The 10,681-nt window shown below is 72.4% G+C and carries 7 protein-coding genes; 4 read left to right on the forward strand and 3 right to left on the reverse strand.

Going from position 1 to position 10,681, the window contains the following annotated elements:
• Positions 1 to 214 precede the first annotated feature (214 nt).
• From AC3CH1_RS17880 to moeZ, 3 genes are all read left to right on the forward strand, one after another.
• Entirely contained in the window at positions 215 to 1,180 is a 966-nt protein-coding gene (locus tag AC3CH1_RS17880; protein ID WP_003966459.1) for an NAD-dependent epimerase/dehydratase family protein, read from the forward strand.
• Positions 1,168 to 2,001 carry a spherulation-specific family 4 protein gene (locus AC3CH1_RS17885; protein ID WP_488463854.1) on the forward strand — a complete coding sequence of 278 codons (834 nt, stop codon included), beginning with the start codon at positions 1,168 to 1,170 and terminating at the stop codon, positions 1,999 to 2,001. The genes AC3CH1_RS17880 and AC3CH1_RS17885 overlap by 13 nt, the downstream gene beginning before the upstream one ends.
• 99 nt (positions 2,002 to 2,100) lie before the next feature.
• A complete protein-coding gene (gene moeZ, locus AC3CH1_RS17890) occupies positions 2,101 to 3,279 on the forward strand; it encodes an adenylyltransferase/sulfurtransferase MoeZ (RefSeq protein WP_488463855.1) in 1,179 nt (392 codons plus the stop codon).
• A gap of 87 nt (positions 3,280 to 3,366) precedes the next feature.
• Here the strand turns inward: moeZ and AC3CH1_RS17895 are convergent, their stop codons facing one another.
• The 3 genes from AC3CH1_RS17895 to AC3CH1_RS17905 all read right to left on the reverse strand — a co-directional run bounded on the left by AC3CH1_RS17895 (position 3,367) and on the right by AC3CH1_RS17905 (position 9,716).
• A complete protein-coding gene (locus AC3CH1_RS17895; RefSeq protein WP_488463856.1) occupies positions 3,367 to 4,962 on the reverse strand; it encodes an alpha/beta hydrolase in 1,596 nt (531 codons plus the stop codon).
• A 115-nt stretch (positions 4,963 to 5,077) separates the two neighbouring features.
• Positions 5,078 to 6,670: an alpha/beta hydrolase gene (locus AC3CH1_RS17900; protein WP_488463857.1), complete on the reverse strand. Its 1,593-nt coding sequence runs from the start codon at positions 6,668 to 6,670 to the stop codon at positions 5,078 to 5,080.
• 184 nt (positions 6,671 to 6,854) lie between these two features.
• Positions 6,855 to 9,716 carry a lysylphosphatidylglycerol synthase domain-containing protein gene (locus AC3CH1_RS17905; protein ID WP_488463858.1) on the reverse strand — a complete coding sequence of 954 codons (2,862 nt, stop codon included), beginning with the start codon at positions 9,714 to 9,716 and terminating at the stop codon, positions 6,855 to 6,857.
• Between the two features lie 221 nt (positions 9,717 to 9,937).
• Between AC3CH1_RS17905 and AC3CH1_RS17910 the strand changes: the two genes are divergently transcribed.
• A complete protein-coding gene (locus tag AC3CH1_RS17910) occupies positions 9,938 to 10,504 on the forward strand; it encodes an MGMT family protein (RefSeq protein ID WP_488463859.1) in 567 nt (188 codons plus the stop codon).
• Positions 10,505 to 10,681: the final 177 nt, after the last annotated feature.

Genomic DNA, 10,681 nt, shown 5'->3' on the forward strand with positions numbered 1-10,681 from the left:
GCCCGACGTGCCCACGAACCACCGCGCGACCCGCCTACCGACCACCGCACCAGCCCCTCCGACCGTTCCACCGCTTCACCGCCCTGCTTCCGCGGAGCCGACGCCGCGGGCTCGTCCAGCACCGCACGACCGACTCGATGACCTAGGAGAAACCCGCCATGACCCCCCAATCCCCCGCACCGGCAGTGAGCCGTCGGCACCGAGGCGGTGCGCGATGAGGGTGCTGCTGCTCGGAGCCAACGGATTCCTCGGCCGCTTCGTCGCCGACCGTCTGCTCGCCGATCCGGCCGTCCACCTCACGGCTCTGGGCCGCGGCGACGACGCCGACGTCCGGTTCGACCTCGCGGGCGGCAGCCCCGGGGCGCTCACCCGCTTCCTGGACGCCGTCCACCCCGGAGTCGTCGTCAACTGCGCGGGCGCCACGCGCGGCGGTGCCCGCGACCTGACCCGGCACAACACCGTCGCCGTCGCCACCGTCTGCGAGGCCCTGCGCCGCAGCGGCTGCGGGGCGCGGCTCGTCCAGGTCGGCTGCGCCTCGGAGTACGGACCCTCGCAGCCCGGGTCCTCCACCGCCGAGGACGCGGTCCCGCGCCCCGGCGGCCCGTACGGCGTCAGCAAGCTCGCCGCCACCGAACTGGTCCTCGGCTCCGGCCTCGACGCCGTCGTCCTGCGGGTCTTCTCGCCCGTCGGCCCCGGCACCCCCGCCGGCTCCCCGCTCGGCCGGCTCGCCGAGGCGATGCGCCGGGCCATGCAGTCCGGCGACGGCGAGCTGAAACTCAGCGGTCTCGGTGTGCAGCGGGACTTCGTCGACGTACGGGACGTGGCGCGGGCCGTCCACGCCGCCTCGCTCTCCGCCGCCCAGGGTGTCGTCAACATCGGCACCGGCCGGGCCGTCCGCCTCCGCGACGCCGCCGCCGTCCTGGCGCGAGTCGCCGGGTACGCGGGCGCGCTCCACGAGCTGGACACGCCCCCCGCGCGCCTGCCCATCGGGGCTCCGCGCACCTCCGCCGAGTCCGTCATGGAGCACCTCGCCGCCACCCCGTCCCCGTACCCCGACGGCTGCGGCGCCTGGCAGCAGGCCGACGTCCGTACCGCGCGGGACCGGCTCGGGTGGCGGCCCCGGATCAATCTGGAGGAGTCCCTGGCGGACATCTGGATGGAGGCGGCGTGCCGTATCTGACCGCTCCCGCCGACGCCCGCCGCACCGCGGGCGGCGAACAGCTCGGCTTCGGCGTCCCCGGCTACGCCCACCCGCTGCTCGCCCCCGCCGAATGGGCCGAACTGGCCCGCCCCGGCACCCCGCTGCACTGGGCCGTCCTCAACATCGCGGACGGCCCCGGCTCCCGGCCCGACCCGCACTGCCTGGAGGCGGCGGGCCGGCTGCGCAACGCCCGCGAACGGGCCCTGCACGGCTGCTCCCCGGACGACACCGTCCGGGCCTCCGGCGGCAGGCTGCTCGGCCACCTCGACCTGGTCTGGGGCGAGCGGCCGTTCGAGGAGCTGATCGCGGACGCCCGCTCCTTCATCGACTGGTACCGGATCGGCGGGTTCTACCTCGCCCGCTGCCCCGCCGAGCGGGCCGAGCTGCCGGCCGTCCGCAGGCTCACCGGTACGCTCCACGCCCTGCTGGCGGAGAGCGACAGCGCCGACGACGGGGGCCGGCTGGTGCTGGGCCACGGCACGCACCCGTATCCCGGGTACGCGGAGGCGGCCGACCAGCTGGTCACCTTCCAGGGCCCCTGGACCGACTACCGCTGGTCCCAGGTGGCCGAGTGGACGGCCGCGTATCCACCGGAGCGGTTCGCCCACCTCGTCCACGGGGTGCCGCGCACCCACCTGGAGGAGGCCATGCGCATCGCCCGCTGGCAGGGAGCCGGGACGATCTTCTTCACGGACCGGAACGACCGGGACGAGCGAAGCGGACAAAGAGACCCATTCGCGGCACTGCCCAGGTACTGGGACGAAATCGTCTCGCGGATCGGACCTGGTATCTCGGAATGAGAAGGGGCGTGGCAGTGTTACGGGGAGAACAACCGTACGTAGTCGACCGTAAGAAGTCGGTCTACGTAGAATCCGACCACCTGCATTGTTGAGGTTCCTGTGTCGCTGCCACCCCTGGTCGAGCCAGCTGCTGAGCTCACCGTCGACGAGGTCCGCAGGTACTCCCGCCATCTGATCATCCCGGATGTGGGGATGGACGGGCAGAAGCGCCTGAAGAACGCCAAGGTGCTGTGTGTCGGCGCCGGCGGCCTCGGCTCGCCGGCCCTGATGTATCTGGCCGCGGCCGGTGTCGGCACGCTCGGCATCGTGGAGTTCGACGAGGTCGACGAGTCGAACCTGCAGCGCCAGATCATCCACAGCCAGGCCGACATCGGCCGGTCCAAGGCGCAGTCCGCCAAGGACTCCGTGCTGGGCATCAATCCGTACGTCAACGTGGTCCTTCACGAAGAGCGGCTCGAAGCCGAGAACGTGATGGAGATCTTCGCGCAGTACGACCTGATCGTGGACGGCACGGACAACTTCGCCACCCGCTATCTCGTCAACGACGCCGCGGTGCTGCTGAACAAGCCGTACGTCTGGGGCTCGATCTACCGCTTCGACGGCCAGGCCTCCGTGTTCTGGTCCGAGCACGGGCCCTGCTACCGCTGCCTCTACCCGGAGCCCCCGCCGCCGGGCATGGTCCCCTCCTGCGCCGAGGGCGGCGTGCTGGGCGTGCTCTGCGCGTCCGTCGGCTCCATCCAGGTCACCGAGGCCATCAAGCTGCTCGCCGGGGTCGGCGACCCGCTGGTCGGCCGCCTGATGATCTACGACGCCCTGGAGATGCAGTACCGCCAGGTCAAGGTCCGCAAGGACCCCGACTGCGCGGTCTGCGGCGAGAACCCCACCGTCACCGAGCTCATCGACTACGAGGCCTTCTGCGGTGTCGTGTCCGAGGAGGCGCAGGAGGCGGCGCTCGGCGCGACGATCACTCCCAAGCAGCTCAAGGAGTGGATCGACGGCGACGAGAAGATCGAGATCATCGACGTCCGCGAGAAGAACGAGTACGAGATCGTCTCGATTCCCGGCGCGAAGCTGATCCCGAAGGGCGAGTTCCTCATGGGCACCGCCCTCCAGGACCTCCCGCAGGACAAGCGCATCGTCCTGCACTGCAAGACGGGCGTCCGCAGCGCCGAGGTCCTCGCGGTCCTCAAGTCCGCGGGCTTCGCCGACGCGGTGCACGTCGGCGGCGGCGTGATCGGCTGGGTCCACCAGATCGAGCCCGAGAAGCCGGTGTACTAGACGTTCCGTACCGATGCCGTACGGAAGGGGCCGGTCCGCGCACGCGCGGGCCGGCCCCTTCCGTGTGCCCGGGCTCCCGGGCCCCTCCTACGAACAGGTCGTGCCGTCCTCGGGGACCTTCCCGTCCAGGAAGTAGTCGTCGATCGTCGAGGTCACACAGTCGTTGCCGCCGTAGGCCCCGTGCCCCTCGCCCTTGTTGGTCAGCAGGACGCCGACGCCCTTGCCCAGCTCGTCCGCCATCCGCCGCGCCCCCTCGTACGGGGTCGCCGGGTCGCCGGTCGTCCCGACGACCAGGATCGGGCCCGCGCCCGGCGCGCTGGTCTCCGGCGTCTCGTGCTCCCCCTCGACCGGCCACTGGGCGCACCAGCCCACGGTGTCCCAGGCCAAGAACGGGCCGAAGACCGGTGACAACTTCCGGAACTCCGGCAACAGCGCACGGGCCTCGTCCACGGTGGGACGGGACGCCGAGTCGGCGCAGGAGATCGCCCGCTGCGCGTGGTTCTGGGTGTCGTAACGCCCCTGCTCGTCCCGGCCGTTGTACGAGTCGGCGAGCCGGAGCAGACCGTTGCCCGTTCCGGCGTTCTCCGCCTCGTCGAGCGCGGCCGTCAGGGCGGGCCAGTCGGATGCGGAGTACAGCGGGGTGACGATGCCGGTGATGGCGAGCGACTCGCTCAGTTCGCGGCCCGAATCGGTCGGCAGCGGGCTCCGGTCCATGCGGGCCAGCAGCCGGGCGATGCGCTCGGAGCCTGCCTCCGGGTCCTGGCCGCGGTCCTTGAGGTAGTTCTCCAGGGCGCGCTGGAAGCCCGTGGTCTGGTTGCGTGCGTGCCCGGGCCCATCGGCCGTCGGGTCGACGACCGCGTCCAGCACGGTGCGTCCCACCTTGTGCGGGAAGAGGTGCGCGTACGTTCCGCCCAGCTCCGTACCGTAGGAGAAGCCGAAGTAGGACAGTTTCTCGTCGCCCAGGACCTCGCGGATCAGGTCCAGGTCGCGGGCGGCGTCGACCGTCCCGACGTGCGGCAGGATCGCGCCCGAGCGACGCTCGCAGCCGGCGCCGAAGTCCGCGGCGTCCTCGATGAACGCCGTCTCCTCGGCCGCCGTGTCCGGAGTCAGGTCGACGTTCCGGTGGGCCTGCTCCTGCTCCTTGTCGGTGCGGCAGCGAACCCCGGAGCTGGCCGCGACCCCGCGCGGGTCGAAACTCACCAGGTCGTAGCGGTAGTTGAGGTTCGCGTACGCGTCGCCCGAGCGCGGCAGCATTCCGACGCCGGATCCGCCCGGTCCGCCGAAGTTGAACAGCAGCGAGCCGAGCCGCCGCTCCTTGTCCCGGGCCTCCTTGCGGACCAGCGCGACGGAGAGCGTCTCCCCCGACGGCTCCGCGTAGTCCAGCGGTACGTCCACGCTCGCGCAACGCCAGGCGGAGCCGGGGGCCTCGCCGCCCCGGGGGGCCGGGCAGCGCTTCCAGTCGAGGCGCTGCGAGGTGAGGGCGGAGGGCAGCTCCCGTGTCCTGGGGGAGTCCCTGAGGTCCGAAGGCGTGGGCGCGGCCAAGGCGCCTCCGGGTCGGCCGTGGGCCGGCTCGCTCACCTCCGGCTCCGAGCGCAACAGGCCGCAGCCGGCGAGCAGTCCCGCCGCGAGGAGGGCTGCTCCTGTCGAGACGGCGGCCCGCTGGCCACGACGGTGCGCACGCATGATCCGGCTTCCCTCCCTGAGGGCGTCCTGCCCGGAGCCGGTGGTGGCGCGTCGGGCGGCTGAGATGTGCGGCCATGCTAACCGCCTTGCGCGACACGGGAGTCGGGGGTCGAAGTCACCCGCAGACCGTGCCGGACTTCGGCACCGTACCGTTCAACAGATAGCCGTCCACCGTCCGTTGCACACACGCGTCCTTGCTGTTGTACGCCCCGTGCCCCTCGCCCTCGTAGGTGAGCTCGACGCCGACGCCCTTGCCCAGCTTCTCCACCATCGCCTTCGCACCCGCGTACGGGGTCGCCGGGTCACCGGTGTTGCCGATGACGAGGATCGGGGCGGAGCCGGGGGCGCTGACATCCGGGGTCTTCCAGGCGCCCGCCACCGGCCAGCCGGTGCAGCTCATCAGGCCCCAGCCCAGGTAGTCCCCGAACAGCGGGGACGCCTTGCGGAACGCGGGCAGCGCCGCCTTCGTCTGCTCCAGCGAGAACCGCTGCTCGCTGTCCGCGCAGTTGATGGAGATGTTGGCGGCGTTGGAGTTGTCGTACCGCCCGTCCTCCGAGCGGCCGTTCAGCGAATCGGCCAGGGCGAGGAGCAGCCCGCCGTTCCCGCCGCCCGCCTCGTCCAGGCCCTGTTCCAGCAACGGCCAGGTCTCCTTGGAGTACAGGGCGGACGCGATGCCGGTGGTGGCCAGCGTCTGCGTCAGCGCCCGGTCGCCGAGTCCGTCGACGGGCTCCTCCTCCAGCTCGGCCAGCAGATCGGCGATGCCCTGCTCGACCTCCTGCCGGGTGGCCCCGGGCAGCGCGCAGTCGTCGCGCTCCGCGCAGTCCTTCGTGAAGTTGTCCAGGGCCAGCTGGAAGCCCTGGGCCTGGCCGATGGAGGACTGCTCGGCGTCCTTCGTGGGGTCGACCACCGCGTCGAAGACCGCCCGGCCGACCTTGTCGGGGAAGAGGTGGGCGTAGACGCCGCCCAGCTCGGTGCCGTACGAGATGCCGAAGTAGTGCAGCTTGTCGTCGCCCAGCACCGTGCGCATCAGATCCATGTCGCGGGCGGCGTTCGTCGTGCCCACGAAGGGGAGTTCGGGGCCGGAGTTCTCCTCGCAGTCCGCGATGAAGTCCTTCTGCCCCTGGACGAACTGCTTCTCCTCGGCCGCGTCGTCCGGGGTGGAGTCCTCCTGGTAGAAGGCGTCGAGCTGGGCGTCGTCGGCGCACTCGACGCCCTCGCTGCGGCCGACCCCGCGCGGGTCGAAGCTCACCAGGTCGTACCGGGTGCGGAGCTTGTCGTACTCGGTGCCGAACGCGGGCAGCGTCGCGACGCCGGACGCGCCGGGTCCGCCGAAGTTGAACACCAGCGAGCCGATCCGCCGCTTCTGCTCCTTGGCCTTCGCCCGCACCAGCGCCAGTTCGATCGTGCGGCCGTCCGGCTCCGCGTAGTCGAGGGGTACATCCATGAAGGAGCACTCCCACACCACGCCGCCGGGCAGCGGCGACGGCGACTCGCCGCCGCCCTGGGCCGAGTTCGGGGGCGGGCACGGGGACCATGCGAGCTGCTGCGACGCCAGGTCGTCGGCGGTGGACGACGGAGAGGCGGTCGAGGCCCCGGTGGGCGTCGAGGACCCCTCCCCGTCACCGTCGTCCGAACAGGCGGCCAGCGGCAGCAACACGGTGGCCGTGGCGGCGAGGGCGGCGGCACGCAGAGCGGGGGAAGTCCTCATGCCCCCATCGTGCGGCGGGGCGCCGGGGAGCGCGGCCGGGCGCGGTCCATGCGGGTGGCGGGCCCCACTGCCCCTGCCGGACCGCCCTCCGGGCGACGACGGGAGTTCGACGTCAGGGCCGGGGACACAGCTCGCCCGAGCGGGGGCCCGGCGGCGGGTCTGCTCGCCCGGCCACGGCCTACGGCTACAGCTCGCCCTTGCGGGTGAGTTGGTTGAAGGCGATCCACCCCGGCAGCACCGGCAGCCACAGCGTCATCACCCGGTAGAGCAGCACCGCGGGCGCCGCGACCTCCGCCGGCAGGCCGACCGCGATCAGGCCCAGCGTCAGCGCGCCCTCCACCGCACCCATTCCGCCCGGCGTCGGGGCCGCCGAGCCGATCGCGTTCCCCGCCAGGAAGACCACCGCGATGCTCGCGTAGCTCAGCTGGGGCACGTCCGGGCCGCTGAACGCCCGGATCGAGGCGTCCAGGCAGAGCACGAACAGGCCGGTCAGCAACAGCATGCCGCTGATGCCCGTCAGCAGCTTCTGCGGCCGCTGCACCACGTCCAGCATGCGCGGCACGACCCCGGCGAACAGCGAGCGCACCCGCGTCACCACGAACTTCCGCAGGAACGGGACCGCCGTCACCACCAGCACCAGCACCGCGACCGTCAGCAGACCGGCGATCACCGTCCGGGACGGGGTCAGCGAGTCCGGGGTCCGCTCCGTACCGGTGAGATACCCGAAGAGCGCCAGCAGCATGATGTGGGCGCCGAGCCCGAAGAGCTGCGAGGCCCCGACGCTCGCCACCGCGAGCCCGGGGCGCACCCCGGCGCGCTGGAGGAAGCGGGTGTTCAGGGCCACGCCCCCGATGGCGGCCGGCGCGACGATCTTCACGAACGAGCCGGCCACCTGCGCCTGCACGGTCTTCGAGAACGGCACCCGCTCCGGCACGAAGCCCAGCAGGCTCATCGCGGCCGCCACGTAGCTCAGCGCCGAGAATCCGAGGGCGGCCGCCACCCAGCCCCACTCCGCCTGTTCCACGACCACCCCGAAGTTCGCCTGGGTGACCTGTGAGATCAGGAAGTACGCGGCGATGGCCCCGGCGATGAAGCTGAACAGGGTGCGCGGTTTGATGCGCTCCAGACGGACCGGTTCGACCGGGGCCTGCGGGCGGATCAGCAGCACCTGACGCCGGATCTGGGCGAGCAGATCCTCCTCGCGGGCCTCCTCCAGCGCGTCGTCCATGGCGCGCTTCTCGGCCTGCTTCTCGGTGCGCAGCGACTTGCGCTCCGCCTTGTGGTCCGCTTTGTGGTCTGCCTTGGGGCTCGTCCTGGGGCCCGCCTTCGGTTCGGACTCCCGGTCCGCGCCGTGATCCGGGAGAGTCCCACCGGCGGAGTCCCCGATGGAGTCCGCGGTGGAATCCCCGGTGGACTCCGCGGCGGCCTGCGCCTTCGCCTGCTTGGCCGCCTGCGAGGCCTCCACCACCGCTTCCCGCTCGCGCTGCGAACGCTCGCGGGCGATCCGGCGCAGCGTCGCCCGGGTGGAGCGGCTCAGCGCGATCGGCTGGAGCAGCGGCAGACAGTCCGCCACCGCGTCCGGGCCCAGCACGGCCAGCGCGCCGGCGACCGACCGCTCGGCCCCCACCCGCAGCCCCAGCGTGGTCAGCAGCTGGGCCACGTCCATCCGCAGCACCAGATCACCGGCGGCGATCTCACCGCCGCGCAGATCCGTCACGAACGCCCTGCCGGACCGATCCACCAGGAGCGCGTCACCGGTCAGCCTCCGGTGCGCGATCCGGCGTGACTGGAGAGCCTTCACCTGACGCCAGGTGCCACGCACCAGATCGTCGGTGATCTCCTCGTCCTCCATCGAGTCCAGCGTCCGGCCGCCGATGTGCTCGTAGACGAGCATTACCGCGTCGGGGCCCAGCTCCGAGGTGGCGATGAGCTTGGGCGCGTTCGCCCCGGCGGCGATGGCCGCGTACGCGAGCAGCGCCTCCTGCTCCAGCGCCTGGCGCAACGACTGGATCGAGCGCCGCTGGGTGATCCCGCGCAGCGTGAGCCGCCGCCAGGCCCGGTAGAAGAACCCCTGGGCCTGCTGTTCCCGGTCGACGACGGTGACGTCCAGCGGGGGGCCGTCCTCCAGGGTGACCAGATAGCGCCGTCCCCGGTCGCTCTGGTCGGCGTGGTCCGGGGCGTCCTCGGTGCGCATCGCCGCGACCGGGCGGAAGCCCACGTGCCGCAGCCCCGCCATCAGGTGCTGGCCGGTGGGGCGGACGTTCGGCGAGCCGACCGCGTACAGCGTCCCGTACGCCACGGTCCAGCCGATCAGCACGGTGAGGATGATCGAGAACGGGGTGGTGTACCCGCCCACCAGCATCGCGAACGCGTCGAGCAGCAGCACCACCCACAGCACCACGCGCCAGCGCGGCCGCCGCGCCATCCCGACCGCCGTCATGTACGCGATGACCGGCGCGAGGTAGCCGTGCACCGGGTCGGTCAGACCGCCGGCCGTCTGCGGCTGGGTCAGTGCGTCCTGGATGGTGCCGGGCGCGGACCGCGAGACCCAGAGGTCGGTGGCGAGCGTCACCCCGTGGGCGAGCACGGCCGCGAGCACACCGTCCGCGATGCGCAGCCCGTCGCGTTTGATGAGGCGTTCGATGGCGAAGGCGACGGGCACCAGCAGCACGGCGATGCTGGACACCAGACCGGCGATCTTGATCAACAGATCGGGCGCCTGTTCGGTGCCCTTGGAGATGTCGTCCTCCAGGCCGGTGGTGGTGCCCTGGGCGAACGCGGCGATCGAGAACAGGACCGCGATCGCGAGCACCCCGATGAGCAGGCGCATCAGGTCGGAGGGGCGGTGCACCCGGGCGGGGAGGAGCGGCTCGTCGCCGGAGACGCGGTCGGTCAGAGCGGCCTCGGCCGAGGCCAGGGTGGAGCCGGCCAGATGTCCGGTGGTGGACGCCGTGGGGCCGTCGGCACGGGGCGCTCCGGAGGACTCGGAATCACCCTGCGGGCGCTCCCCGGCATCGGAGGCGTCCGCCGCCTTCGGTGGCTGCACGCCCTGCTCCTTCATCGCCTCTGGTCCGTCTTCGTGTTCTGGTATCACCGGTCACCGCCCGCATGATGGTGGCACGGCCCGTAGACGGAGGAGGGCATCAGGGTGCATCGCACGGGCGCGGGAAGCGCAACATACGCCCCTTTCCACCCGTGTGCACGCGGTGTGCCCGGACGGTCACCGTTCCGGCCGGGCTGTCGGTGGCGTACGGCAGGATGGGACGGATGAGCCAGGACCAGACGGACGAGGGCGTCTCCGGCACCGCCCCGACCGGCGCCGAACTGCCGGAGTACGCGGAGCGCGTCCTCGATGTGACCGACCTGATCCCGCCCGGCCGGGTGATGACGTACGGCGACATCGCGGAGTGGCTGGGCGAGGGGGGACCCCGCCAGGTCGGCCGGGTCATGGCGCTGTACGGATCGGCCGTGCCGTGGTGGCGCGTCGTCCGCTCCGACGGGACCCTGCTCCCCGCCCACGAGCTGCGGGCGCTGGACCACTACCGCGCCGAGGGCACCCCGCTGCGCGAGGCGTCGCACCGGGCGGAGGGGCACATTCCGCGCATCGACATGCGGCGCGCCCGCTGGGACGGCGGCGTACGACCGGACGGTGACGCCGATGGTGACGCGCGCGGTGCGGGCGGTGACGTCGGCGATGCTGGGGGTGACGGGCGCGGTGCGGGCGGTGACGTCGGCGGTGCGGGCGGTGACGGGCGCGATCCGGGCGGTGACGTCGGCGGCGCGGGCCGTGACGCCGGCGGCGCGGGCGGTCGGGGCGAGAAAGCTCACACCTGACAGCTTCCGCCATCGGCCCCCGACGGATACGGCCCCACGCGGCAGCGCACGTGACGGCGGCAGCGCACGTGATGGCGGCAGCGCACGTGTCGAGCGACGCGGCACAGCCGATGCCTCCCGTGCCGTCGCTGGCGTAGCGTCGTCATCGCGCGGCACGCTCCGCCCCACCCCGCTTCT

It is taken from the genome of Streptomyces sp. MGP-P1 (genome assembly GCF_057766565.1).

Coding starts and splice junctions, on each gene's coding strand:
- AC3CH1_RS17880 (WP_003966459.1), top strand. CDS start 215: ATGAGGGTGCTGCTGCTCGGAGCCAACGGATTCCTCGGCCGCTTCGTC.
- AC3CH1_RS17895 (WP_488463856.1), bottom strand. CDS start 4,962: ATGCGTGCGCACCGTCGTGGCCAGCGGGCCGCCGTCTCGACAGGAGCA.
- AC3CH1_RS17900 (WP_488463857.1), bottom strand. CDS start 6,670: ATGAGGACTTCCCCCGCTCTGCGTGCCGCCGCCCTCGCCGCCACGGCC.
- AC3CH1_RS17910 (WP_488463859.1), top strand. CDS start 9,938: ATGAGCCAGGACCAGACGGACGAGGGCGTCTCCGGCACCGCCCCGACC.